We start from the raw sequence: 23,632 nt of genomic DNA on the forward strand, positions 1-23,632 counted from the left end.
GTTATTTCGTATTCTTGTGAATCAATTCCATCTTTAATTCCCATGCCTTAGTGCTGAAGTCGACCAAATATTTAGCTGGATTCAACTTCCGCAAGAACTCTGGCCAGAACAGACCAAGCTGCTTTTGATGATAAACTCGGATGTCCTGCAGATTCGGTAATCGGTAAACTTGGCGCCCATCAACGAAGATATGCCGCAGAAGCGGGATAGCCTCGTACTGTTCGATATATTTGTACAAGTAAGGATGAACCTTGTCGTACAGCTTCAGCTTCTCCCCGCTCATAACATCTGTCTCACCTGCGAGTGATACATAATCAGCTTCGGCTCTACCGGTTTCAAGGCTAACCAGCCTGAATACATCCTTAATTCCTGGAGTTGAAACCTTTTCCGGATTACCCGATATTTTAATGACAGGTATGAACTCCCCATCCTTTTCTCTCGCCACCAGCTTGTAAACCCCGCCTAATGCTGGTTGATCCGCCGCAGTAATAAGCTGTGTGCCAACTCCCCAGCTGTCAATCCGCGCATCCTGGGACTTCAGGTTAAATATGATGTTTTCATCCAGATCATTAGAGGCCACGATTTTGACATAGGACAGCCCCGCTTCATCCAGCATGGTACGCGCTGTTTTGGATAAATAGGCTAAGTCTCCGCTATCCAATCGAATGCCTCCCATTCGTTTTCCTTGCTGCTCCATGGTTTTGGCCACTTGAATGGCATGCGGGACTCCGCTTCTTAATGTATCATACGTATCTACAAGCAATGTTACCTGATCGGGCAGCGCCGCGGCATAACGGTAGAAGGATTCTTCCTCACTGTCGTGATCCTGCACCCATGAATGGGCATGCGTTCCTTTGGATGGAATATCGAACAGCATACCCGCTCGCATATTGGAGGTCGCATCAAAGCCTGCTATATAGGCCGCACGTGCTCCCCAGACCGCAGCATCAGCCTCTTGAGCTCTCCTTGTACCAAACTCCATCAAAATATCATCAGGTGCGACTTGACGAATTCGTGAGGCTTTGGTCGCAATCAACGTTTGAAAGTTCATGAAATTCAATATCGCAGTTTCGAGCAGCTGAGCTTCGAATATTTTGCCCTCAACACGGATAAGCGGCTCATTCGGGAACACAATCGTCCCCTCTTCCACTGCAAGTAAATCCCCGGTGAACTTGAACCTCCTCAGCTCCTCGAGAAATTGAGGATCATAATTCTCCTCTTGCTTTCGCAAATACTGAATACATTCATCATCGAAATGCAAGCTATTCACGTACTCTACAATTCGCTGCAAGCCAGCAAAAACCGCATACCCATTCCCAAATGGCAGCTTGCGGAAAAACACCTCGAACACAGCTCGGCTTTCGTGAGTCCCATGTATCCAATGCGCATACATCATATTGATCTGATATTTATCCGTATGCAATGTTAAATTGTCGTAAGTCATTAGCGAATCAACCCTTTCAACTACAATACCGTTGCTCCTAGCACATGCTCGAAATGCCGAAGCGCCCAATCATGTCCATCTTGGTTAAAGCTAGCCACCGCGTCCCGATGTACATAAACCTTATAACCTTTGTTGTAAGCATCCACTGCTGTATGAAGAACACATATATCGGTGCAGACACCTATCAGATGAACTTCTTTAATCCCCCGCTCCTGCAGCTTCAACTCCAAATCGGTGCCGCAAAAAGCACTATATCTAGTCTTATCCATCCAATAGATTAAATTCCGATTGGCTTGAAATACTCCATCCAATTTCCCGTAGAGGTTCCTACCCTCAGTTCCTCTGATATTATGCGTCGGAAACAAACGCTGCTCTGGATGGAAGGTGTCGGCCTCCTCGTGCAAATCTACAGCCATGACAACCATATGCCCTTCAGCGACAAAACGTTCCGTTAACGACACCATCTTATTTTCAATGTCAATGGCAGGTTGGCCGCAGGGAAGCTTTCCTACTACAAAATCGATTGTATAATCAATTACAATAAGAGCCTTCATATCAAACACCTTCCCTTATCAAGTATCGTCAGTATTCTTAGTCTGATACAATCTCGATAGAACAATCATTGACTTGCAGCAGAATGCCTTATTAGAATGCCATAGAATCAGACACATCACAATATCCAGCAGGTCCTAATCCCAAGTAAAAAAACCTCTCAAACAGGAGGAGGTGTCCATCCAACCAACCAATTGGCCTTTGTTTTTTTCAGCATTATGCGTGTCAATATTCATAGAAAAAACAGATTTCGGCGTTCCAACAAGCCTATGTAGGATGTATTTTGATTTATGTACATATTTAAAATCATTAATATTTAACTTCATTAATAAAAATATTATTTAACTATATATAAATTTAACTTCATTAAATATAAAAGTTTCAAATCGTCTTTCAGATTTGTATGCTTACTTATTCCCTAACAAATGACTTAAAAATCGCACTAATCTTTGGCGATAAAACATGGCTGCCTCCTCGACTTTGCACATCCTCCATCATAAGAGCTATCAGCAGCTGGGGATTTTTAACGTTAAATGCAACAAACCAACCCACTTCTTTCCCTTGTGTACCTTTAGTTTGCTTCAACTCCGCTGTTCCTGTTTTACCCGCCAGTGTTAGTCCCTTTATTCGGGCTCCACGCCCTGTTCCCTGTGGATGCTCAATAACCTGTATTAAATCTTGCTGAAGGAGAGCAGCAACTTGTTCCGACATAGCAGCTTTCTTCCATACTTCCCCATTCGTTGACCCATTAGCTGAATCCAGCAGCAGTTTAGGTGCTATCAGGTTTCCTTGATTGACGAATGGTGTGTATGTCACCGCCACATGCAGCGGATTCATTTGAACCTCTCCTTGCCCATAACCGGAATCCGCTAGTTGGATGTCATTCTTCATGGTTTTGTTAACTAACGTGGAAGTGTCCAATGGGTAAGGGATAGGAAGCTTTTCACCCAATCCGAATTTCCCAGCCTCTTGCATAAAGCTGTCCTTCCCCATTTCCAATGCTGCTTGAGCAAAATAAATATTATCGGAGTAGAGAAGCGCCTTTTGCAAATCCACCTGAGTTGCCGCCTCTGATACCCTTGTCACCTCGTAATTTCCCCAGGATGTATCCTTCTTCCAATGAAGCCCTGGTATTTCACGCAATTGAACCGGATCAATTGTCTTTGTTTGCAGACCTATTGCGGCGGTAAGCGGCTTAAATGCCGAACCCGGCGAGAACGTACGGGCGAATCGATTCAATAACGGCTTAGCCGGGTTTTCGTTCCATTCCTTCCACTGCCCAGCAGAGACTCCGGCAACAAAGACATTTGGATCATAGGAAGGTGAGCTTACCAGCGCCAGTACGTCACCTGTTATTGGGTGAAGTGCTGCTCCCACTCCTGCATTCGAATCCAATTGCCGATAGATCTCCATTTGCAGATCTGCGTTTATAGCAAGTCTGATGTTCTCTCCGTTATGTGCTTCCAGCTTGACGACGTTGACTTTTTCTTTGCCATTGACATCGGATATAAAGATCCGTCCTCCATCCTTACCCCTTAACCGCTCCTCAAGCACCTGTTCTAAGCCTGCCTTGCCAATATCATCATCAATCTGATAGCCCTTATCCTTGTAGGTCGTCCACTCCTCTTGAGTTAGCTTGCCAACATAACCAACTAAATGAGCTGCCGCTTCTTGAAGAGGATAAGTTCGGACTTTTTTAGGTTGGTAAGAAACCCCGGGAATAGAAGTTGCAGCTGCTAATCGCTTATCCGACCGCGAAATCAACGCAACAGGAACAAAGAAATCCGGCTTCACCCAGGACGCATTTCTTTTCTTATCGATATCCTCTATATTCAATTTCATAAGCTCTGCTAACTGCCGAAGGGCTTCTGTAGGTGGATTCGGCAAACGGTTGGGAATAATACCAATTTCCGCCCTTTCCTCATTTATCGCCAGTCCATTCCCATCACGATCTGTAATCTCTCCGCGAACTGCTTTGATTTGTTGTACTCTTACTTTGTCCTCCTCCTTCAGAGAAGGAAACAGCAGTGAAGGGTTCCACTCCAAATGCCAGATATTATTCTCCATCACCATCATGGCAAGGTTGTCAAACGCTACCGGCCCCGCAAACGTCTCCATCTGGACTTTAATTGGATGCTTTACCGGTTCTTTCTCTGACCCTTGTTTATTCCCTTTGGCTGTATCCTGCGTTTGGGGTATAAGCTTGATTGTCAAACCTTTTGCGGCGATTCCTTCGTAAATCGATTCATGCCTTTTACTAAAAGCTTCTTGGGTTATAACCGTTTTGGCTTTGTCACTAAGCATCGAATACATAGTGCTGTATTCACCTTTTTCCCAGTCGGTTATGTATTGTAGCAGTACTTCCTCTGAGGTTGGTCCTTTTTCCTTGCAGCCGGCACCTATCGCCATAGTAACTATTAACATTAGAATAGCAATCGTTTGTTTTGTAATCACGGTATTCCCCTTCCGTTTAAGCTTCAGTTTATATTAGCCTAAATGGTTTCCTTGTAACATGAAGAAACGGTCATATTTACCTGATGAATCACTAACGGCCAATGTTAGCCCTCCCTCATCAAAATTTCATTAAAAAAGCTCTCATTCCCCAAAATTTGAGGACGAGAGCTTCATAATGCTTTTCCACTATGCTTTTTGAAAAGGAGATTTAATGCTATTAGTTAGCTTTTCAATGGATTTTTCAACACGCCCGGTCCGTGTCTCTTCCCTTTTGGCATCCGTTACCCATCGTACATATTCTTTACGGTTAGTGAAAGATAAGCCAGCAAAAAACTCGCTAGCCTCTGGATTCTCATTCAATGCCTGCTGCAGATCGTCGGGGATCTCCAGTGTCCGGTCTTTGGTTGGAATAGCGGCTGGCCTATCGGCTCTAGCAGCAATTCGCTCGCGCCTTGAACCCGTACTATTTACTAAATCTATTATGCGAAACCTCATCGCTGACCAAGTTTCATCTATTGAAATTAAAGCGACACCTTCATAACCAGCTTCACTAATCACCTTCCAGCCTTCGTCCCTGCTAAGATCCGTTTTAAGCTTGGAGCTTTTCTTCGGATAAGTAATCCATAAGAGCGCATTGTATTTGACCGCTTGAAGGGCAACAGGAGCATGTACCTCTAACTCAGCGATACTACGCACAAATAGATGAACCAAATCGTAGGTACCTTCCGGTTGAGTGTCAAGCGAGGTATGTTCTGGCATAGGTATTAAACGTTCTCTATAACCTTCGGGCGCATTTAAAAGCAAAATTCGCTGTCCGCTTTGAATTCTTAGTTTTTTTAATAATTCAGCATCCATTTAGCTACAACTCCTTTAAAGCTTACTATCAGCTGAACTGCTGCAGGGTGCTATACCTCTTTACGAAGTACAGTACCGGTTGCATGACGTAGTACACCTATACTCTCGTCTAAAAACGACCGATTTTTCTCCAGCCCTCTGGTCTTGCACCAAACTACAGCACTGAACGCATCAAAAAATGAATAAAAAGGCAACACTGTATCTAAATCAATTATCGGCCTGACACTCTGGTAGCCTTTAATATAGCTTTCCTTAGCCTGTGGATCATTAGCGAGCAAATACCGGTCTACCTTCGTAAAATCAACCTCCGACGATCCCCCGCGAGCACTTTCAAAATCAATCAATCCTACCAGCCTTCCATCACGAACGAGAAGATTGCCCGGCCTGAAATCCATATGGACTAAACAAGGACCATCTGGCTCAGGAAGTTGGCTGAAGACTCCATCAAAATAATCCAGACACTTGTCATATAGCTCAGGCTCGAGAACTTCTTGGCAGGTTTTTTTACAATCTCCAAAACACCCTTGAATATAGGCCCGCCAATCGTTTCCCTCTACCTGTTGAAAGCCGTCTGGATGATCAACTCCATAACCTGGCATCACTACATTATGGAGCTGTGCATGAAGACAGCCGATCTCAAAGGCAAGTGTTCGACTGGCATGTCCACTCACAGGCTCTCCATCGATAGCTTCCAAAAGTAATGCCCCCGATATGGAATCATCGCCCTCCCAATAATCAAGTACCTTGGGAACTGGCAGATGCCCATCGAGTCTTTTTAAAATTTCATGCTCGCGGTATAGCTTCTGCTTGTTATATGGAATTTTGATGTACATGTCTTGACCAAAATCAGTTTGAATTCGGTAAACCTCTGAGCTATATGACTCTGGAACATTCCGTACCTCAAGGACCTGCAAGCGAAACTGTCTGATAACCTTGTCAACGTTATTCATTCAACAGCTCATCCCCTCTAGCTTACAGACTTTTCTTACAGTCAATCCCAATAATTATAGCATAACTCAACCCTTTGTTACTCTACTCCATGCTCCAGTAAAAAAGGGTCTGGAAATAACCTGCATTTAATGATACATTTAGTATCAATCAATGAGGCTAGGAGGAAATAACTCATATGGATCGGTGGAAGAAATGGTTGCTTTGCATATTTGCCGCAGGCCTTATTATAACAGGTTGGAATACATGGAAACTTCAATCGACGCTTCATTTTGATTATATTCCCCACCCAATTCCTACCAAACCTAATACAGTTCTGCCCGATATTCCAAACGATGGATCTAGCTATAGCTTTCGACTCGGCCTTGAAAAACGGCTGAAGCCACAAGATTCCGCTGATCGCGTAACTGCTCCGAAGTAGGTCTCCGATAATTCAACACAAGATCAGTCCAAATAAACACATAACAGTTGTTGCTTCGACAATATCCATTGCCCTCTTAGTACACTGATACTCAAATCGACATTATGATACATTTCGTATCTAATATATGCGTACCTTAGCATTTATTGCAAAGAATGAGAACCTTGCCGAAAGCTGTCCAACCTTATTTTAGGAACAACATCTTGCCCGACCGGACCCTCTCGTAGTATTATAACTACCAACATATCATTTAACTAAAGGAGCTTTCCCATGTCGTCCGTTCATGAAGCGATTACAAGCCACACTCGTAAAATGCATTCTCATCTTGAAGTATTTCAACAACTTGACCAACAGCGTGAAGAAGCTATAGAGCACGTCATTTCCCTATGTACATCCGGCCAACCCTACACTATCGATGCCATTAACAGAATCACCGCCAGCATCAATGAGCATGCCAAGCATGGTATATCTCCAACGCGTCCCTATGTTACAACCAGCATGGTAGAACAATATGTCAACCGTACATCTCACTAATTATTACGGACCCATTGACTGATCGGCAGAAAAGCTCTGAACAGGACTACCTGAACAGAGCTTTTCTTATTCCATTTAATAGGAAATCACCATCATTTTTCTACTACTTTCAACATCATCTCATAATAAGAGGAAGCTCTGGGCACAAATTCATCATCACCAAACAAGCGTTCTACAGGCTCCAATATACCAGCTATATTCGTCTCCACTCCGGCAGCTCGGATTTTATCTCCTCCTGTTTCCTGTTTGGCTAATCGTCTTACATCCTCTATAGAAACACGGTACAATCCCGTCACCTCATCCGATTGAAGCTTATAGGAATCCAGTGGTTGATTGGACCTGTATACGAAAATATGGCATATCTCACGGTCTATCAACCCGTCTGCCAGTCTCTTCTCATCTAACAAAACACCGCATGGCTCAAGCAATTCGAAATCAACAGATACCCCGAGCTCCTCTTCCAATTCACGGTTACCATTTTCTATCTTTTCTCCAGCAAGCAGATGTCCTGCACAAGAAATGTCCAGCAATCCGGGAAATGTATCTTTTTGAGGATGTCTTTTTTGAAATAAAAGGGTCCTATTTCCATCCTGCTCATTTACAATCCAGCACTGAAACGTGCGATGCCATAAGCCTTGAGAGTGCACCTCTTTGCGACTTGCAGTGCCTATCGGATTTAAATGGTCATCATAGATATCAAAAAATTCTTCAGCTTGTGCCATATAATAATCCCCTTACTGTCATTAACAGCTTATAGTTCCATGTTACTTGTAATTATGAATCATATCCTCAGGTCGAACATAAGTATCAAATTGCTCTTCCGTCAGAAGTCCGCTGCGCAGCGCAGCTTCCTTAAGGGACAGACCTTGCTTATGTGCCGTCTTCGCGATAGAAGCGGCATTCTCGTACCCGATATGAGGATTCAGCGCTGTAACCAGCATCAACGACTGCTCCAGGTAACGCTGAATTACTTCTCGATTCGGTTCTATTCCCACTGCACAATGCTCATTGAAGGAAACCATTGTATCGGTCAGCAATCTAGCTGTTTGGAGAAAATTATATATAATAACTGGCTTGAATACATTCAGCTCAAAATTACCTTGACTGGCTGCAAATCCAATCGTCGCGTCATTGCCCATCACCTGGCAGGCTACCATAGTCATAGCTTCGCTTTGTGTCGGATTTACTTTACCTGGCATAATCGAGCTACCCGGTTCATTCTCTGGAATAGAGATTTCACCAATACCGCAACGAGGACCACTAGCCAGCCATCGCACATCATTAGCTATTTTCATCAAATCCGCTGCAAGTGCCTTAAGTGCACCGTGAGCATAGACTACTTGGTCATGGCTTGTCAATGCATGAAATTTATTATCTGAGGATATAAACGCCTTGCCGCTTCCCTTGCTGATTTCTTCCGCTGCAAACTCACCAAATTGGGGATGAGCATTCAAGCCTGTACCTACAGCAGTACCGCCTATTGCCAGTTCCTTCATCGTTCCAATGCTATCTGCGATCATCCGACTTGTTTTATCCAGCATGGCCCACCATCCGCTGATTTCCTGACCTAACGTCAACGGAGTTGCATCCTGCAGATGAGTGCGGCCGATTTTTACAATATCAGCGAAAGCCTCCATCTTCTGACGCAGCGTTTCCTTTAGCTCCTCCAGCGCAGGCAATAGCCGTTCCTCAACCGCAAGCACTCCAGCTATATGGAGAGCGGTCGGAAACGTATCATTCGAGCTCTGGGACCGGTTTACATCATCATTAGGATGTATTCTGGTCTCGCTCTCCTTCGCCTCTAGAAGCTGATTGGCACGATGTGCAATTACTTCGTTGACATTCATATTGGACTGCGTCCCGCTCCCCGTCTGCCATACAACAAGCGGAAAGTGGTCATCCCATTGGCCTGCAATGATTTCATCCGCCGCTGTTACTATTGCCTCCGCTTTCTCCTGTTCAAGCTTCCCCAGCCTCAAATTCGCCATCGCGGCCGATTTCTTGAGTAATGCAAAGGCCTGTACGACCTCTAACGGCATCCGTTCTGTTCCGATTCTGAAATTCTCACTGCTCCGTTGAGTTTGGGCTCCCCACAGCTTATCTGCTGGCACTCGTATTTCCCCCATTGTATCGCGTTCTAACCTATAATCCATTCCCAATACACCTCCGTTTTTTGATACTTATACTATTGTACCCATTTTGCACGAATCTGCTGGAAAAAACTTTTTTGAAACTATCTGCTACAAAACTGTTTCTATTCCGTAAATAATGTTTAAATAGGTTAATAGTACGATATTTACCGAGGAGGATTATACTACCATGGACACCTTAGATAGCCGTTTCACAGATGCAATAGAGGGTATGTATTACACTTTCGAAGACGATGACAATGAAACAAAATTTATAGAAATGAATAACGCCTTTGCCAAATTGATTGGTCTTTCGAAATCTGAATTGCTCATCATTAATCCCCATACACTCTATGTGCCTGAATCCTCAAAAAAACAATTATTAAAAAAACAACGCCTTCAGCTAAAAGGCTACTTATTCTCAGAGGAACAGCTTCTTGGGCACAATGGGGTTAAATTAAATGTTGAGGTACACAGCAGTAAGGTACACTGGGGAGATAAAGAAATATATTTCCATGTTGTCAAAGAAATCTCTGAGAAGAAGTGGATTGCCAGCCAGGTTAGAAACAAGCCCATCTTAGCATCCGGCATTTTAGACGAGAATTTGAACATTTGCACTATTCATAATCATTATGAACCTCTTCCATTTACATTGGAAACAGGCATGCCCGGTGCCTCTCTCTATTCTTATATAGACGAAGCCGATTTAATGAAGGTAAAACGCAGTGTCTCCAAGGCTATTGAATACAGGCAAGAAAAGCAAGTCGCCTTTCATACCAACGGGTTGTATGAAGTTGGACCTGTAAAGCTTCGAGTTATTGTTAAACCATTAGTAAACGGAAATAATGATGTAATCAAGGTTGCTTTTGTGCTAATTCGAGCGGAAGGTTTTGGAGCATTAAATGAATCTATAGTTCCTCCGTTGCTGTTAGCCTGTTTATAATTTCTAATCGTACTTCACTAAAAACAACGGATGATTCTCCATCAGAGACTCATCCGTTGTCTATTTTCATATTTTCTATTGCTTTATTTCTGTCCAGGTAGTATAATTGATAAATTGTATCAAAAGCAAGCAACCCCTCCATCAAATTACCTCGGTTCGCTTTTTTGTACTACCACCCATAAAAATCACTTAATTCCAACAACCCTAAGAGTTAGTATTCGTGTTACTGATCCACACTGGCGCGGTCAAGGAGCCGCAAGGATGAAAGAGAGGTAGGGCTTTCATTGTTTTAGTACTCAGTCGGTGTTTTTTATGACAGGCAGTAATAGCTTAAGTGCTAGTTGATACAATTCAGAATTCAGATAGAGCCCTGTTTAAGGAGCGTCTATTTCAGCAATGACTTTACGGCTTGTGGTTTCCAAAGCAATTAATTCATCAGACGAAAGAATCATGTCCACTGCTTCGACATTTTCTTTCATATGCTTAATGCTTTGGGATCCCACAATCGCTGTAGTTAAAGCATGCTGATGCAGCAGCCAGCTAATGGCAACCTGAGAGATAGCCTTATTTCTTCCATCAGCAATCTCTTTAAGCAATACTATCAATTCTCTGGACTTTTCCATATGCTCAGGATAGAATAACCGCCTTTTACTCCGGAAATCCTCTTCGTCCAATTGTTTACCGCCCAGATGAAACGCCCCTGTTAAAATTCCTTTCGCAATGGAACTGTAGCTCATTATGCCAATGTTCTCCTGTGCACAATAAGGAATGATCTCTTCTTCTATGGAACGATGCAGCAGGCTGTATTCAGGCTGAATAACGTCAATTTGAGCGAAGCTTGATGCTTCTTTCAACTGCTCTAAAGAGAAATTAGACACCCCAATAGCGCGAATTAAGCCTTCTTCCTTCAGTTTATTAAATTCACCCAAGGTTTCCGATACAGGTATCTCGAAGCTTGGCCAATGTATATAATAAATATCAATATAATCTGTTTTCAATCGTTTCAAGCTGCTTTCTGCAGAACGACGAACATCACCAGGTGCTAGATTAGCCCGGCTGACTTTAGTTGAAATGACCGTTTCTTTCCGCATTCCTTCCAAAGCGGCGCCTACCACTTCTTCAGAATGGCCTGCTCCATAACCCTCAGCGGTATCAAAGGTAGTAATTCCCATCTCAAATGCAGCCTGGATAGCCTTAATATTATTATCATCGCTAGTGAACTCCCAAGGCCCCCCTCCAAGCTCCCAGCAGCCAAAAGTAATGTTTGAAACCTGGATTTCTGTTTTGCCTAATGCTGTTGTCTTCAATTGCACTCTCTCCCTCATATGAAACTTTACTCGCACTAAAACTTCTCTAACAAGCCTAATGCGATAGCTCTATCATAACCAACACTTGCGTAATTTTCCAATTTTAAAGAAGAGCCGTCGAAAATAATAATATATTGACAAGCTTTGTAAAGTATTGACGAATAGGAAACCTCCAGTTAAAATGATTTGGTACCTATCCGTTTACATAATAATCCAGTGAGGTGATAATCATGAGTACTGAAGTTCCTTATCAACAGCCTGCCGCTGCTTATCAAAGTCCTTATATTCAGCAAGCACCCGTGATGACGGTTAAGGATTGGATTCTAACTTTTATTGTAAGTGCTATTCCCGTAGTCAACATTATTATGCTGTTTATTTGGGCATTTGGCGACAGCGCTAATCCAAATAAGAAAAACTATTCTAAAGCCTCATTACTATTGGCTGCTATTTTCATCGTAATATATGCATTATTCTTCATTCTTTTCGTTGTAATTTTGGGAGCTGCCAGCGGCTTTGGCGGTGAAGACTTTTTCTAGATTATTTAAGATTACTAAGAAAGTCTGACTTTATGTCAGGCTTTTTTTGGCGTATACACGAGCAGTTCTGTTTGTCTGGAGGATGTAGGGTATTATTTTTCAGAGGAAGGTATAGAAGCGTTATGTAGTGGGACATTAGTAGTCGAGTACCTTCAACTGATAAGGAGTGGGATAACCTAGATGGAAAAACAATACCAGCCGCAGCAAAGTGAACTGCAGTCTGACGAAAATGCTTTTGTAGAAGAGGGCCAATCAATAACACAAGAGCAGTTAAGTGATATGTTCTTTACCGGTACCAGTGATGGTGTAGTTCAATTAGAGAACCATAAGATTGAAATAACACAGAGCAACAATAAATAAACCGACTTATTATTTAGAAAAGATCAGTTGCTCAGGTTAATTCCAAGAGCTCCTTGATCTTTTTTGATGCAACCATGTAACTACCCCTACCCCGGACTGATCACGTCGCTGCAGCAGCATATAGCGCTTCTAGAACCATTCTCAGTTTATTTCATGGTACAAATACTGGTTGCAATCCCTCCCGCGGTGACGGTAAGGATAGACAATATAAACGTTTCCATAGATAGAAGCAGTCCGCCCAAGCTAATGATAACAGCATCCGACACAAATATAATGATACCTACATTCATAAACGAACGCATGGACATAATTTGTGCCAATAAGTCAGTTCCCCCTGTGCTCACTTCATACCTTAACATGATTCCAATTCCGGCACCTAAAAGAAACCCTCCCAAGACCGAACTCGTAAAAGGTGTCAATTCAACATAATATAAAAAATAATATTGAAACGGTTCCAGCAGGTCAATTAAAAACGAGGAAATTACCATACCTAACAAACTGCTATAGAACATCTTGCGTAGTTGAATCCACGTTAAGATGAGGATAGGTAGGCTCGCAATAATCATTAACGTTCCGATTTTTATTTTAAATAAATAGTTAATAATGAGAGCAATTCCAATAAGCCCGCCATCCAGTACCTTAAAGGGAACTAGAAAAAAATCAATTCCACAAGCAATTAACAAGCTTCCAAATAGAATCACAATAATTTTTTGTGTAGAAAGCATATAAATCAGCCCCTAAAAAAAGCATGTCTAATTTATATGCTTGTTCTTTTAAAAACTGGCAATAAATACAAAATAATCTTTTAGATGAACCATAAAGGATTAACTTTGCAGATATGGTTTTACATCTGAAATAACTTGAACCAAAGCTTCTGAGCATCCAGCATACATTTGCTTAGCCTCTTTCGCATCTGTAGATAAGCTGAACATCTCAATATCCGCCTCACATTTTTTTAATGTAGCTAATAATGCAGCTTTTTCTTGAGGAACGGGAACCTTGATTTTATCATCATATAAATCCACATATAATTGTCCATAAGAGTCAACCTGTCCGAGAAACACATTTTCAAGAAGGACCCCCTGTTTTTCCAATTCTCTGTTAAGCCAACCCGGATTTAATCCCATGACTGCAAGTGGTTCCTTCATCATTTCTCCATCCATTATGACAGCTTGAGGCGTTTGCTCAGGTGCTACTTTCATTCCCATATGAGCTGGAGTTATCGGCTGATACTCTTTTTTGAGCAAAACATTAATATCCCCGCTAGATTCTATTATAGCAAATTCGACATCAGCAGCTCTAAACACATTCCTCTTTCGCAATTGCTCCAGAAGCTCATCAGTAGTTAAACGTTCTTTCTTTAGATTATCCTCTTGAATTTTACCGTCTTTAATTAAAACCGTAGCTTTACTGTCTATAAAATTTCTCGCGCGTTTGCTTTTTAATTGCAATAATTCAATTCCCAATGAAACAGATCCCCAAACTACCATAGACACCAGTCCCAAATACCAATTGGCTTCAATATCCAGAGATATCACCGCGGCCAAGCTGCCGATCGTAATCCCCGTTATATACTCAAATAATGAGAGTTGAGAAATTTGTCGTTTCCCTAAAACCTTTGTAATCAGAAATAAAGCTACAACTGCAACCAAAGTCCTTACAGCTACTTCAATCCACTCCGGCATTTTACATATCCTCCCTGTTCCATATCATTTCGCAATTTCCTTACTTAGATTATTTGATTAGAGAAGGGATTTTACAAAATTAAAATAAGGTTATTAAGCATTATTTTAACTTTTACATTGACTCAATCTCCCTGCATGATTATTGATTCAACAGGTTAGATTATATGGAGTCACTAATTAATAAAAAAAGCAGTGAACAATTTCTGAAATACAGAGAGGATGGAATTAAAATGACAGTTTCCGCACAAGTAAAAACCTGCCTGGCTTCATTAAAGAGCGCTCAAGCTAGCTTAGAGCAATTTGCATTAAACACTCAGAATCAAGAAGCTAAGGACATGTTTACCACTGCATCACAATCGACTACACAGGTGATTCAAGATATTCAATCACGCGTTCAACAGTTAGAAAACGAGGAACCCCAATACAAAGGGTTTTAAAATACTCATTGCAGAAAAGCCATGCAACTTATGCAGGGCTTTTCTGTATTAGTTGATCCGCTCCAATCCCTATTCCCGCTTCCCCAACTCATCTACGGCCAAATGGGCTGAAACCTGCATCCGTTGAAACCGATCCACCCTTTTCACTTTAGACGAGACCAACGACCCTAGGATTCCGCCTGCAAATCCTAGTGGAATAGATACAATCCCAGGATGCTTGAGTGGAAAGATCCCTGCTTGATCCATCCGATGGACGGTTCCATTCATTAGGGCCAATAACAACGAGCAGCACGGAAGAGTTCAGACCCGTACAAAGGCCGATAACGGCACCTATCATTTGAATTTTTCCAGCAGCTGACGGAACAGGGGGATTCGCGTCAATATAAAAGTGAGCATAAGTAATATTCCCATGCGCTCGAACAACAGAAGCGTCAATTCTTCTATAGCTCATCCCCCCCTCCGGCCTAACTTTTACTTGCTTTATAAACATGAAACGCATAACGGCATCATAAAAAGGACGATATTCACTCGAGATGAATGCCGCCCTTAGTTGTTTCACTTCAAATCATAATCAATGAGAACAATCCACAATTATTAACCTTCAAAACCAGTATGCGGTCGGCGGGATTTGAACCCGCACGTCCATGGGACACCACCCCCTCAAGATGGCGTGTCTGCCGTTCCACCACGACCGCAAAGTATGCAGTAACAACTGGAATTCGAATATACCACACGTGCTTGCTTGAATGCAACTCACTATAACCGGAAGTTTGGACCAACTAGATACAACATACCATTATTCGGGGTTATTCACCTTTGATATAGGCCAGACTAGCACCTCTAATTGCTTCGAAAAGTGCAGTAATGGCTTGGTATCCATTACGGTAATGCCTTGACCTAATGCCATCGTGTTGATCTTAAAATCAGCTTCAGCAGCATGCAGTGTCCAGGGAAGATGATGTATCTCGCCGCGCCAAACTTGGTTTTGTTTATCTACGCTGTAGAGGCAATACCTTTCGGTTAACCAGTGTTCAATCGTACCTGGTTTGCTGTAGAATGCCGGTGAAACCGGCGAATAGGTACCTTCATAAGATACTAATGCACCCCGCTTGTCTTTTCTATGGCTGACATAATCATAGACCCCTTCTCTTTCCTCCAGCTTCATATTAGCATTAAAATATGGCAGATAAAAAAAACTCCTGGCAGTCATGACTGCTAGCCGATTCGCCGCATCTAAGCTAAAGAAATAGACCCCTGGCTTGTCCCCTACCGTAACGTACGTTCTAACGTTTAACTCTTCAAAGGAACTGGTATATGGAATGGGGGGCAACCCTCGCATTCGAATGGAATCCATACGAAACGGTACAATACTAATCCATGCATAACCTTCGTATGTATCTAACTCAAGACCCGGAGGTACAAGCTCACGGAGCTGATTGTAGCGGATCGGCCAATGTGCGAATAATAAATCAAGCCAAGTTTGCTTCATCATCCAAGAGCCTGTAGGCAGTGGCCACGGTCTATGAGCAGTAGAAAAGGGTTGTCTCAAGAATTATCACTCTCCCACTCTAAACTTTTACGAATATTAAGCTTAACATAGCATACAAATGGACAAAATAGTTGTAAATAACTATGTAGGAGGTTACTATGATCCCTCAATTTTCTCTCGCCCAACTTTCACCAGAAATACTGTCTGAAATTAAACAATTAGAAGAGCGCATTCGAGCTGACGCCAATGAAAATATCGTTCTTATCGCATACGCTGAAGAGAATGAAGTAAGCCGTTCTTAGAACTATTCTCCATTAATATTTTGCCGAATTTGCTTAATTCGCGATTCGGCTTGTATTTTCTTATTGTTTCCGACTTGAAAAACAGAAGCCGCAGCAATCCCATATATGAAAATCCCCCCAACTTGAATTCGACTGCTTCCATTATCAATTAACATCTTAACAGCCTCATTTTCTGTTGGAGGAAGTGGAAGCTCTCGTGAGAAAATTCCAAAATCATCAAAGTTACCCTCATCTCCCTTGAAATCAGGTACTTTTCTTTGAACAGCTAACGCCTTAGAAACTGGCTTGATCAGCTCATTATCTCCAACTTGTAATATAGATGCTTGCGATACCGAATTTACCTTCATATCCTTAACAACAGAAACGCGGTTCATGAGCCGTTATCCTCCTTATTGTCCCCGTTCTCGTTCTCCTCTTTATCTTCTTTATTCTCCTCCTTATTCTCCTCCTTCTTAGCCTCAGGGTCTAAGTAATAATTACTGCCGACTATTACAGCCTCTGGAGATGTATCCATAATCGAAGAGCATATGATTTGCTCCGTATCTCCGATCAAAAATACAGATGAGCTCGAAACTCCGATTATTCTTACATCTCCAACACATAACGCCTTATTCGTCACTTGAATATTCATGAGTCACCGACTTTCTTTGTTATAAATTTATTATAGTAGCTGTCTACCGCAGCTCTGATATCATTTTGGGTTCTAAAAAGCACCGCATCCTTAATTGAGGATATCTGATCAGCGGTAGCTCCAGGGCTCTTCTGACGTAAATAATAGTCAATACGTGTATCCGTCTGTTTTAATAAATCTTCAACAATCATTTTTTGATGCCATGAGTCTAACTGCTCACCATATTGTATTTGAAGCTCTCCCAACTGTTTCGGTACCTGCTTCTCTACATATTTCTTCAAATCTCTAGCAAGCTCCTTTTGCAGCTCTACTCCCGGCTTAATCTGCTGATCGACTTGCATTATATCTACATCCGCAGCTGTCTTATCCTCCGGAGATACCGCGCTCCCATTTACAGCAATGTCCTCTAATGCACTCGGAATAAGCCCGATATTTAGTGTTCCATCCAGCTTTTCTACCTTCAATTGATCAAACTTATACTCCACTTTATCAATATGAATCCTTTTTTGCTCTTTCCAGCTTTTCATCTCCGTCTGCATGGCAACGATAGATGTTTGCAAGACAACTATGGATTTTTCCATTTCAGTAATCTTCCTAGACTGCATTTCCATCTCACGTTGCATTTGTTGAATATATTGAGCCCATTGCTGCCAATAATTCATAATCACAGCACCTCCTCCATCCATTTTATGCAAATGACTAGAAGTAGGTGTTAGCCCATGTTGACTACTACTGTTCACTCTGCTTAAGTCGGATTCGGCAACGGTACGAGAGAAATGACTGAAGATGAAGCATGTATTTCAGCCGCCGGCTCCTTATTACCACCAGAATTATATAAATTGGAAAGAGGTTTAATCAAGCCGGCAGTCCCAATCTGGAGCACCGAGGAATTCGTTACATAATTTACCTTCAACTGATGAATCACTATGTTTTGATTAACCACCAAATTCATCCTAAACGACCCCCTGATTCCCAACGTTGGTTTGGCCCAAATCCTCCACGTCTTGATCATTAGTAATTGTACTGCTGATCGCATTGTTCGTATGTGCAAAATCGCCTATATTAAATGAACCCGCTCCCGCGAACGTTTTGGAACTGCTGGAAGGTGAAAGCTGCACAGCATCCCCTATTTGTACGATAGAACTGTTGCCTACGCTTATTACTTTGATGTTGCCTACAATTGACGGCATAGACATTCTCCTTTTTCCATTCATAGATTAGTGTATGTCAGCAATCGCCTATAGGCTACTTTGTGCCTCGATCATTATTCCTTATTGTATCAACTCCGCTTTTCCTATCATATACATAAAAGAGAACTGGGCGGAGAGGAGCAGTGCATGATGACCAATAATGGAAATAATAACAAACCGTCTCAATGGCATGAAATTGAAAATTTACTTGGTAGCAAACTGCCAGCATTGCCGACAAGTAAACAAATGGAATTATTAAAGGATACATCCTGGATAGAAGGTTACGTTCAAAACATACTTAATAAAACGATGCCCCAAAACGGCATGCAAAAAGTCACTCAAAGTAATAGCAAAGCAGAAGTATTTGAAACCCATTATCATGTTATCGTTAAAACCCCGATATCCTATGAGGTTAATCCTGCAGTAAAAGTTAGACCGGATCTCATTAAAATTGAAGGACAGCTCGACAATAAAAAAAACCAGCTCATTCGACTGCCTTGCCTTGTTGTTCCGAGCACTGCTAAGGCTACTTATAAGGAAGGAATCTTACAAATAAAAATTCGTAAGAAAAAGCTCAACAAAACCTACCGTGAGGTTTCCATTCGATATATATAGCTCTTAACCCCCCCTATCCGCAGAAAAGGAGTGATTTCCGTGAAGCGTATCATTGTTGATTTATCGGATCGTATGCTATATCTATTGGATGACGAGAAGGTTATACGCGGATTTCCTATTGGTATTGGAAAGGAACTAACAAAGACTCCCATTGGAATCTATACCATCATTAATAAAGTCCCAAATCCAGGAGGGCCTTTTGGCGCCTTTTGGATGGGACTTTCACGGCCTCACTATGGGATTCATGGAACGAACTCTCCTATTTCAGTCGGTCACGAAGTATCCCACGGCTGCATTCGAATGTATAATGAAGATGTCCTAGCTTTATCCAAACTCGTATCGATTGGTACAAAAGTAACAATCAGGGCCTAATCACCCTTCACCCTTATCTAGCCGCTACGATCATTTTCAGCCCTAATTTGGGACGCAATGTAACGAGAGGCTCTGGCTCTACCTCCGGATGATTTGGCGCTAAGCTAAGTTTATATCGGCTACCAATCGTGGCAAGAATCAAAGCCGCTTCCATAAGCGCAAAATTATTGCCTATACACACCCTAGGACCTCCACCAAAAGGAAAGTACGCGAATTGTGGAATTCGCTTCAATAGCTCCCCTCCTGCAAAACGTTCAGGGATAAATTGCTCTGGGTGGTCATAATACTTGGGATTGCGATGCATGGCAAACTGACTCATCATCAAAGTATCTCCGGGCTTAAACAAATGCCCTCCAATTTCGACCTCTTCGGTTGCTTCGCGGTTTATTACCCATACAGCGGGATACAGCCTCATTGATTCCCATATCACCTGATGCAAATAATCTAGTTTTCCTAGATCATCAATCGTCGGTTTTCTTCCTCCAAGCACCTGATCAAGCTCTTGCCACAACTTGTGTTCCACTTCCGGGTGCGATGACAATAAATACCAGGTCCAAGCTAAAGTGTTCGCTGTGGTTTCGTGACCCGCCAAGAATATAGTCATTACTTCATCACGTACCTGTTGATCCGTCATGCCGGTTCCATCTTCTTCATCCTTAGCCGCAAGCAGCATGCTGAGCAGGTCATCGCCTGTTCCATTCGTATTAGGGTTGTTTCTGCGCTCCTCTATAATTCTGTATATAACGTCATCCAGCGTCTTGGCTGCCTGCTTAAATTCCAAATTACTCTTTGTCGGTATGCTTTCTGGGATGTCAAAAATCGAAGAAGCCTTATTGCTCACATATTTCATCCCAACCTCTACCGCATGTCCTATATCATGCAATCCTCCCTTCAAGCTCGTACCAAACATCGTTCTGGTTATTATATTCAAAGTCAGCTCCATCATATCATCCGTTATTGAGCGCTCTTGATGGTCCTTCCAGCCTGCTAGCAGATCATCGGTCAATTCGACCATCGAATCTGCGTACTTACTTACACGATCTTTGCGGAAAGACGGCTGCATAAGCCTGCGTTGGCGTAGGTGCGCCTCTCCTTCACTTGTCAATACTCCTTCTCCTACCACCGCTTTGGCCGTCTGCAGCCCTTTTGCCTTTTGGAATGATTTTTGCTTGGTCATAAGTACTTCCTTAATGAGATCCGGATCGTTGATTAAATACATATGACGTGCCGGTCCAAATCTCATGTGTGCGACATCCCCGAATTCCTGCTGTGTTTTGAGCAAAAAACCGAGAGGATCTTTACGAAAAGCTAGTAAATTACCTGTAATAAGCAGTCCTTTAGGACCTGGTGTTTTAGTTGTTACCATAATTGTTCCCTCCTGAGAAGTTATGCTTTAGCGAAACCGGCATCGTATGCTCTATACTGCCTCTTAGTATCTTTAATATTTTTCTTTCTATACCAGAAAATGCTAAAAAACCGCCTCCATCGAAAATTCGATGCAAGACGGCCTATAAGGTACAAGCATTTATGAGTGATTTATTCAGATGCACCTGATTCAACAGTCACTTTTTCTGAAACCGTATCACGGATTACAGACATGACAAGCTGAAGCAAATAATTGATATCTTCTTGGGATTGACGGAACTCATTAACAATAGGAATAGAGTCCAATTGATCCTGCAGGTCCTCAATTTCCTTTTCAATTTTAGTAACCATCTTTGCATTTTGGAACGATTCGAATGCTACAATTTCTTTTTGTTTCTTTTTAATCGCACTAATTAAAGTTTGAATTTGATCATTCGATGAAATTTGCACTTCGGCCTTTTGAAAAAACTGTACTTCATTTGATGTAGAGATTAATTCAGCTAATTCCTTAGCTTTGGATAAAATATCCTCTCGTACGATCATTTCAGTGTTGGTGTAGTGCTCCATATCGCTGCACTGCATATGAGCATCGTGATGGTCATGACTATGGTTATGGTTTCCTGACATTGCTACTCACGCTCCTTAAAAAATGTATGATTAATTGGCTACCGCTGCGGGGACCCATTCACCCTTAATATACCAGGTTTGAGCATCCGTTATTTTAACGGGTACGACCTTACCTATCAATTCTTTTGGTCCAGTTAAATGTACAAGCTTGTTAGTCCGCGTCCGTCCTGCAAGAACCTCCGCATTATTCTTACTCTCGCCTTCAACCAGTACCTCTAGCACTTGTCCCTTGTAGTTCTCATTACATTCCTTACTAAACTGGCCCAGAATGTCATTAAGGCGGTACAACCGGCTCTTCTTAACTTCCATAGGTACATCGTCAGCCATGGCCGCAGCAGGGGTACCTTCACGTGGAGAATAGATAAAGGTATAAGCACCGTCGAATTTAACCTCTTTAACTAAAGAGAGCGTTTCCTCGAACTGCTCCTCCGTCTCACCTGGGAAACCGACAATAATATCCGTAGTCAGACTGGCATCAGGGATTGCTTGCTTAATTTTGGCCACGAGATCCAAGTAATGCTCCCGCGTATACTTACGGCTCATCCGTTTCAAAATCTCATTGCTACCTGATTGAACCGGTAAATGGATTTGCTCCACTAGATTTCCTTTTTTTGACAAAACCTCAATCAAGTGATCATCAAAATCACGAGGATGCGAGGTCGTAAATCGAACACGAGGAATGTCAATTTTGGAAATATCATTCATCAAATCCCCAAAACGATATTCACTATCTTCGAAATCCTTCCCATAAGCATTCACATTTTGACCGAGCAGCATAACTTCCTGAAACCCTTGTCTAGCTAAATCCCGCACTTCTGCTAATACATCCTGCGGCTTGCGGCTGCGCTCCTTGCCCCGGGTGTAAGGAACAATGCAGTAGGTGCAGAATTTATCGCATCCATACATGATGTTTACAGAAGCCTTAATGCCTTCGCGTTTCTTCGGCAAATTCTCTACGATATCGCCTTCCTTAGACCAAACCTCTATCACCATTTCCTTACTGAAAAAAGCCTCTTTTAACAGCAATGGAAGGCGGTGGATATTATGGGTTCCAAATATTAGATCAACAAATGGATGCTTCTTTAAAATACGATTTACTACGGCTTCTTCCTGTGACATACAGCCACATACGCCAAGTACTAAAGAAGGCTTCTCGATTTTCAGATGCTTTAAATGCCCTAATTCGCCGAAAACTTTATCCTCAGCATTTTCTCGGACCGCACAGGTATTCAATAGAATAACATCAGCCTGCCTACGATCTTCAGTGGACTGGTAGCCCATTTGTTCTAAAAGTCCCATAATCGTTTCCGTATCATGTTCATTCATTTGACAGCCGTAGGTTTGGATATAATAATATTTGTCTTTTCCAAAAACAGTCATCTCTTCAGGAATACCAAAATCATAATGAACCTGGATATCCTCTTTCCCTCGCTTTTTTGCATCAGTGAGAGAAGGTGGCTGGAAGTACTTCTCATAATCCTTCGTTTCTTTAGGCAATGTTGCACCTTCCTTCTATATAAACAAAATTCTTTTTTTGTAGTCTGACAATAAATTATAGCATTTTTTCTACTCTATATCCAAGTGCTATAAAAAGGCGAAATCCGCACAAATGATAAAATTAAGAAAACCTCTATTAAGCCTTACAAGGAAGAGCGACCGTGAATTAAAAGTGGGTTTTCTTGAAACCTAAGAATCTTACAGCTTCGCTGAAAACTATGAAATTCTTAGATTATAAAAAAAACTCCACATATAGCTATGTGGAGATCTATTATGTATGCTATTTCGCGGGTTATGATAAGATCAGAGCGATATCACCTGTCTTAGCACCCGCTGCATTAGCTTCATCTGTATCTATATGCATATCAAGCGAATACTGATCGGATACACGCGCCAACACCTGCTCAAAGATTAATGATCTTTCACCTTCAATTTTAACTGTAAGCAGCTGCTTGTCGATTATACCCCATTTAGCGGCATCATCCGTATGAAAATGAATATGTCTAGCTGCAATAATGACACCTTGAGGTATGGTTACCTCTCCTGCTGGCCCAATTAGTTGGATCCCAGGCGTTCCATCCGTATTTCCCGATTCACGAACCGGTGGGTTCAAACCCAACGAAAAAGCATCGGTACGCGAAACCTCCAGCTGCGTGCCCCCTCGTGCAGGACCTAAAATCCGAACTTTCTCGAACTTTCCCTTCGGCCCAACAACAGCAACCGTTTCCTCCGCGGCATATTGCCCTGGTTGAGATAGATCCTTGAGTACCTTCAATTGGTACCCTTTACCAAATAACAGTTCAATATGCTCCTCAGATAAATGAATATGTCTAGCAGATACCCCAATCGGCACTTGTTTCATAAACCACACCTCATTTTTTGTTTCAGTCTGTTTTCAACAATGATTGCACAAGTCATATTATATCGTTTTTCTATGAA

General features: G+C 42.1%; 29 protein-coding genes, 1 tRNA gene and 1 pseudogene. 9 read left to right on the forward strand and 22 right to left on the reverse strand.

What is annotated here, in order from left to right:
* Window position 1 precedes the first annotated feature (1 nt).
* From GC093_RS08965 to GC093_RS08985, 5 genes are all read right to left on the reverse strand, one after another.
* Window positions 2-1,444 (reverse strand): nicotinate phosphoribosyltransferase, encoded by a 1,443-nt coding sequence (locus GC093_RS08965; protein WP_171651518.1) that lies wholly within the window; start codon window positions 1,442-1,444, stop codon window positions 2-4.
* A gap of 20 nt (window positions 1,445-1,464) precedes the next feature.
* Complete coding sequence (locus tag GC093_RS08970) at window positions 1,465-1,998, reverse strand: cysteine hydrolase family protein (RefSeq protein WP_171651519.1); 534 nt, start codon at window positions 1,996-1,998, stop codon at window positions 1,465-1,467.
* 409 nt (window positions 1,999-2,407) lie between these two features.
* A complete protein-coding gene (locus tag GC093_RS08975; protein WP_171651520.1) occupies window positions 2,408-4,450 on the reverse strand; it encodes a penicillin-binding transpeptidase domain-containing protein in 2,043 nt (680 codons plus the stop codon).
* 186 nt (window positions 4,451-4,636) lie between these two features.
* The gene (locus GC093_RS08980; protein ID WP_171651521.1) at window positions 4,637-5,305 is read right to left on the reverse strand and encodes a YdeI/OmpD-associated family protein; all 669 of its coding nucleotides are present in this window, start codon (window positions 5,303-5,305) and stop codon (window positions 4,637-4,639) included.
* Window positions 5,306-5,355: 50 nt separating this feature from the next.
* The gene (locus tag GC093_RS08985) at window positions 5,356-6,255 is read right to left on the reverse strand and encodes a phosphotransferase family protein (RefSeq protein WP_171651522.1); all 900 of its coding nucleotides are present in this window, start codon (window positions 6,253-6,255) and stop codon (window positions 5,356-5,358) included.
* 176 nt (window positions 6,256-6,431) lie between these two features.
* Here GC093_RS08985 and GC093_RS08990 point away from each other — a divergent pair, with 176 nt between their 5' ends.
* On the forward strand, window positions 6,432-6,674 hold the full coding sequence (locus GC093_RS08990) for a hypothetical protein (RefSeq protein WP_171651523.1): 243 nt from the start codon (window positions 6,432-6,434) through the stop codon (window positions 6,672-6,674).
* Window positions 6,675-6,944: 270 nt separating this feature from the next.
* Window positions 6,945-7,208: a DUF2533 family protein gene (locus GC093_RS08995; protein ID WP_171651524.1), complete on the forward strand. Its 264-nt coding sequence runs from the start codon at window positions 6,945-6,947 to the stop codon at window positions 7,206-7,208.
* A gap of 92 nt (window positions 7,209-7,300) precedes the next feature.
* On the opposite strand, the gene GC093_RS09000 is transcribed toward GC093_RS08995, so the two are convergent.
* Together GC093_RS09000 and fumC are read right to left on the reverse strand one after the other, a co-directional pair.
* Window positions 7,301-7,930 carry an NUDIX hydrolase gene (locus GC093_RS09000; RefSeq protein ID WP_171651525.1) on the reverse strand — a complete coding sequence of 210 codons (630 nt, stop codon included), beginning with the start codon at window positions 7,928-7,930 and terminating at the stop codon, window positions 7,301-7,303.
* Window positions 7,931-7,972: 42 nt separating this feature from the next.
* Window positions 7,973-9,361, reverse strand: coding sequence for a class II fumarate hydratase (fumC, locus tag GC093_RS09005; protein WP_171651526.1), 1,389 nt, complete (start codon window positions 9,359-9,361; stop codon window positions 7,973-7,975).
* Window positions 9,362-9,527: 166 nt separating this feature from the next.
* On the opposite strand from fumC, the gene GC093_RS09010 reads away from it, so the two are divergent.
* Window positions 9,528-10,280 (forward strand): PAS domain-containing protein, encoded by a 753-nt coding sequence (locus tag GC093_RS09010; protein WP_171651527.1) that lies wholly within the window; start codon window positions 9,528-9,530, stop codon window positions 10,278-10,280.
* A gap of 374 nt (window positions 10,281-10,654) precedes the next feature.
* Here the strand turns inward: GC093_RS09010 and GC093_RS09015 are convergent, their stop codons facing one another.
* Window positions 10,655-11,593 (reverse strand): aldo/keto reductase, encoded by a 939-nt coding sequence (locus tag GC093_RS09015; protein ID WP_312886490.1) that lies wholly within the window; start codon window positions 11,591-11,593, stop codon window positions 10,655-10,657.
* A gap of 224 nt (window positions 11,594-11,817) precedes the next feature.
* On the opposite strand from GC093_RS09015, the gene GC093_RS09020 reads away from it, so the two are divergent.
* Entirely contained in the window at window positions 11,818-12,123 is a 306-nt protein-coding gene (locus GC093_RS09020; RefSeq protein WP_216624558.1) for a hypothetical protein, read from the forward strand.
* A gap of 180 nt (window positions 12,124-12,303) precedes the next feature.
* Window positions 12,304-12,483, forward strand: a complete 180-nt coding sequence (locus GC093_RS09025; RefSeq protein ID WP_171651529.1) for a hypothetical protein — start codon at window positions 12,304-12,306, stop codon at window positions 12,481-12,483.
* 146 nt (window positions 12,484-12,629) lie between these two features.
* Here the strand turns inward: GC093_RS09025 and GC093_RS09030 are convergent, their stop codons facing one another.
* Both GC093_RS09030 and GC093_RS09035 read right to left on the reverse strand, forming a co-directional pair.
* The gene (locus GC093_RS09030) at window positions 12,630-13,208 is read right to left on the reverse strand and encodes a YitT family protein (protein WP_171651530.1); all 579 of its coding nucleotides are present in this window, start codon (window positions 13,206-13,208) and stop codon (window positions 12,630-12,632) included.
* A gap of 99 nt (window positions 13,209-13,307) precedes the next feature.
* Window positions 13,308-14,168 carry a DUF421 domain-containing protein gene (locus GC093_RS09035; protein WP_171651531.1) on the reverse strand — a complete coding sequence of 287 codons (861 nt, stop codon included), beginning with the start codon at window positions 14,166-14,168 and terminating at the stop codon, window positions 13,308-13,310.
* Window positions 14,169-14,398: 230 nt separating this feature from the next.
* Between GC093_RS09035 and GC093_RS09040 the strand changes: the two genes are divergently transcribed.
* Entirely contained in the window at window positions 14,399-14,605 is a 207-nt protein-coding gene (locus tag GC093_RS09040; RefSeq protein WP_171651532.1) for a DUF1657 domain-containing protein, read from the forward strand.
* A 148-nt stretch (window positions 14,606-14,753) separates the two neighbouring features.
* Here GC093_RS09040 and GC093_RS09045 read toward each other — a convergent pair whose 3' ends face one another.
* The 3 genes from GC093_RS09045 to GC093_RS09055 form a co-directional block, all read right to left on the reverse strand.
* Window positions 14,754-15,056, reverse strand: coding sequence for a hypothetical protein (locus tag GC093_RS09045; protein ID WP_171651533.1), 303 nt, complete (start codon window positions 15,054-15,056; stop codon window positions 14,754-14,756).
* 162 nt (window positions 15,057-15,218) lie between these two features.
* Window positions 15,219-15,300, reverse strand: a tRNA-Leu gene (locus GC093_RS09050).
* A gap of 101 nt (window positions 15,301-15,401) precedes the next feature.
* Window positions 15,402-16,097, reverse strand: coding sequence for a YqjF family protein (locus GC093_RS09055; protein WP_171651681.1), 696 nt, complete (start codon window positions 16,095-16,097; stop codon window positions 15,402-15,404).
* A gap of 155 nt (window positions 16,098-16,252) precedes the next feature.
* Here GC093_RS09055 and GC093_RS09060 point away from each other — a divergent pair, with 155 nt between their 5' ends.
* Window positions 16,253-16,396 (forward strand): hypothetical protein, encoded by a 144-nt coding sequence (locus tag GC093_RS09060; protein ID WP_171651534.1) that lies wholly within the window; start codon window positions 16,253-16,255, stop codon window positions 16,394-16,396.
* 2 nt (window positions 16,397-16,398) lie between these two features.
* On the opposite strand, the gene GC093_RS09065 is transcribed toward GC093_RS09060, so the two are convergent.
* From GC093_RS09065 to GC093_RS09085, 5 genes and pseudogenes are all read right to left on the reverse strand, one after another.
* Window positions 16,399-16,770 carry a spore germination protein GerPE gene (locus tag GC093_RS09065; protein ID WP_171651535.1) on the reverse strand — a complete coding sequence of 124 codons (372 nt, stop codon included), beginning with the start codon at window positions 16,768-16,770 and terminating at the stop codon, window positions 16,399-16,401.
* 83 nt (window positions 16,771-16,853) lie between these two features.
* Window positions 16,854-17,027: pseudogene (locus GC093_RS36605) on the reverse strand (spore germination protein GerPD); the annotation flags it as partial.
* Window positions 17,024-17,689, reverse strand: coding sequence for a spore germination protein GerPC (gerPC, locus tag GC093_RS09075; RefSeq protein WP_171651536.1), 666 nt, complete (start codon window positions 17,687-17,689; stop codon window positions 17,024-17,026). The gene gerPC and the pseudogene GC093_RS36605, both read right to left, overlap by 4 nt.
* Window positions 17,690-17,772: 83 nt before the next feature.
* Window positions 17,773-17,979: a spore germination protein GerPB gene (locus GC093_RS09080; protein ID WP_171651537.1), complete on the reverse strand. Its 207-nt coding sequence runs from the start codon at window positions 17,977-17,979 to the stop codon at window positions 17,773-17,775.
* 1 nt (window position 17,980) lies between these two features.
* Complete coding sequence (locus tag GC093_RS09085; protein ID WP_171651538.1) at window positions 17,981-18,217, reverse strand: spore germination protein; 237 nt, start codon at window positions 18,215-18,217, stop codon at window positions 17,981-17,983.
* Window positions 18,218-18,364: 147 nt separating this feature from the next.
* Here GC093_RS09085 and GC093_RS09090 point away from each other — a divergent pair, with 147 nt between their 5' ends.
* Both GC093_RS09090 and GC093_RS09095 read left to right on the forward strand, forming a co-directional pair.
* A complete protein-coding gene (locus GC093_RS09090; RefSeq protein WP_216624559.1) occupies window positions 18,365-18,832 on the forward strand; it encodes an Hsp20/alpha crystallin family protein in 468 nt (155 codons plus the stop codon).
* A 33-nt stretch (window positions 18,833-18,865) separates the two neighbouring features.
* Window positions 18,866-19,204, forward strand: a complete 339-nt coding sequence (locus GC093_RS09095) for a L,D-transpeptidase (RefSeq protein ID WP_171651682.1) — start codon at window positions 18,866-18,868, stop codon at window positions 19,202-19,204.
* A gap of 13 nt (window positions 19,205-19,217) precedes the next feature.
* Here the strand turns inward: GC093_RS09095 and GC093_RS09100 are convergent, their stop codons facing one another.
* The 4 genes from GC093_RS09100 to pduL form a co-directional block, all read right to left on the reverse strand.
* A complete protein-coding gene (locus GC093_RS09100) occupies window positions 19,218-20,570 on the reverse strand; it encodes a cytochrome P450 (protein ID WP_171651540.1) in 1,353 nt (450 codons plus the stop codon).
* A 170-nt stretch (window positions 20,571-20,740) separates the two neighbouring features.
* The gene (locus tag GC093_RS09105; RefSeq protein ID WP_171651683.1) at window positions 20,741-21,136 is read right to left on the reverse strand and encodes a YlbF/YmcA family competence regulator; all 396 of its coding nucleotides are present in this window, start codon (window positions 21,134-21,136) and stop codon (window positions 20,741-20,743) included.
* A 90-nt stretch (window positions 21,137-21,226) separates the two neighbouring features.
* Complete coding sequence (miaB, locus tag GC093_RS09110) at window positions 21,227-22,693, reverse strand: tRNA (N6-isopentenyl adenosine(37)-C2)-methylthiotransferase MiaB (protein ID WP_171651541.1); 1,467 nt, start codon at window positions 22,691-22,693, stop codon at window positions 21,227-21,229.
* A gap of 292 nt (window positions 22,694-22,985) precedes the next feature.
* On the reverse strand, window positions 22,986-23,555 hold the full coding sequence (gene pduL, locus GC093_RS09115) for a phosphate propanoyltransferase (protein WP_171651542.1): 570 nt from the start codon (window positions 23,553-23,555) through the stop codon (window positions 22,986-22,988).
* Window positions 23,556-23,632 lie beyond the last annotated feature (77 nt).

This window comes from Paenibacillus foliorum (assembly GCF_013141765.1).
GTDB lineage: Bacteria > Bacillota > Bacilli > Paenibacillales > NBRC-103111 > Paenibacillus_S > Paenibacillus_S foliorum.

Excerpts from the sequence above, each read along its gene's own strand:
- GC093_RS08965 (WP_171651518.1), bottom strand. The coding sequence starts at position 1,444 with ATGACTTACGACAATTTAACATTGCATACGGATAAATATCAGATCAAT.
- GC093_RS08970 (WP_171651519.1), bottom strand. The coding sequence starts at position 1,998 with ATGAAGGCTCTTATTGTAATTGATTATACAATCGATTTTGTAGTAGGA.
- GC093_RS08980 (WP_171651521.1), bottom strand. The coding sequence starts at position 5,305 with ATGGATGCTGAATTATTAAAAAAACTAAGAATTCAAAGCGGACAGCGA.
- GC093_RS08985 (WP_171651522.1), bottom strand. The coding sequence starts at position 6,255 with ATGAATAACGTTGACAAGGTTATCAGACAGTTTCGCTTGCAGGTCCTT.
- GC093_RS08990 (WP_171651523.1), top strand. The coding sequence starts at position 6,432 with ATGGATCGGTGGAAGAAATGGTTGCTTTGCATATTTGCCGCAGGCCTT.
- GC093_RS08995 (WP_171651524.1), top strand. The coding sequence starts at position 6,945 with ATGTCGTCCGTTCATGAAGCGATTACAAGCCACACTCGTAAAATGCAT.
- GC093_RS09000 (WP_171651525.1), bottom strand. The coding sequence starts at position 7,930 with ATGGCACAAGCTGAAGAATTTTTTGATATCTATGATGACCATTTAAAT.
- fumC (WP_171651526.1), bottom strand. The coding sequence starts at position 9,361 with ATGGATTATAGGTTAGAACGCGATACAATGGGGGAAATACGAGTGCCA.
- GC093_RS09010 (WP_171651527.1), top strand. The coding sequence starts at position 9,528 with ATGGACACCTTAGATAGCCGTTTCACAGATGCAATAGAGGGTATGTAT.
- GC093_RS09020 (WP_216624558.1), top strand. The coding sequence starts at position 11,818 with ATGAGTACTGAAGTTCCTTATCAACAGCCTGCCGCTGCTTATCAAAGT.
- GC093_RS09025 (WP_171651529.1), top strand. The coding sequence starts at position 12,304 with ATGGAAAAACAATACCAGCCGCAGCAAAGTGAACTGCAGTCTGACGAA.
- GC093_RS09030 (WP_171651530.1), bottom strand. The coding sequence starts at position 13,208 with ATGCTTTCTACACAAAAAATTATTGTGATTCTATTTGGAAGCTTGTTA.
- GC093_RS09035 (WP_171651531.1), bottom strand. The coding sequence starts at position 14,168 with ATGCCGGAGTGGATTGAAGTAGCTGTAAGGACTTTGGTTGCAGTTGTA.
- GC093_RS09040 (WP_171651532.1), top strand. The coding sequence starts at position 14,399 with ATGACAGTTTCCGCACAAGTAAAAACCTGCCTGGCTTCATTAAAGAGC.
- GC093_RS09045 (WP_171651533.1), bottom strand. The coding sequence starts at position 15,056 with ATGAGCTATAGAAGAATTGACGCTTCTGTTGTTCGAGCGCATGGGAAT.
- GC093_RS09055 (WP_171651681.1), bottom strand. The coding sequence starts at position 16,097 with ATGATGAAGCAAACTTGGCTTGATTTATTATTCGCACATTGGCCGATC.
- GC093_RS09060 (WP_171651534.1), top strand. The coding sequence starts at position 16,253 with ATGATCCCTCAATTTTCTCTCGCCCAACTTTCACCAGAAATACTGTCT.
- GC093_RS09065 (WP_171651535.1), bottom strand. The coding sequence starts at position 16,770 with ATGAACCGCGTTTCTGTTGTTAAGGATATGAAGGTAAATTCGGTATCG.
- gerPC (WP_171651536.1), bottom strand. The coding sequence starts at position 17,689 with ATGAATTATTGGCAGCAATGGGCTCAATATATTCAACAAATGCAACGT.
- GC093_RS09080 (WP_171651537.1), bottom strand. The coding sequence starts at position 17,979 with ATGAATTTGGTGGTTAATCAAAACATAGTGATTCATCAGTTGAAGGTA.
- GC093_RS09085 (WP_171651538.1), bottom strand. The coding sequence starts at position 18,217 with ATGCCGTCAATTGTAGGCAACATCAAAGTAATAAGCGTAGGCAACAGT.
- GC093_RS09090 (WP_216624559.1), top strand. The coding sequence starts at position 18,365 with ATGATGACCAATAATGGAAATAATAACAAACCGTCTCAATGGCATGAA.
- GC093_RS09100 (WP_171651540.1), bottom strand. The coding sequence starts at position 20,570 with ATGGTAACAACTAAAACACCAGGTCCTAAAGGACTGCTTATTACAGGT.
- GC093_RS09105 (WP_171651683.1), bottom strand. The coding sequence starts at position 21,136 with ATGGAGCACTACACCAACACTGAAATGATCGTACGAGAGGATATTTTA.
- pduL (WP_171651542.1), bottom strand. The coding sequence starts at position 23,555 with ATGAAACAAGTGCCGATTGGGGTATCTGCTAGACATATTCATTTATCT.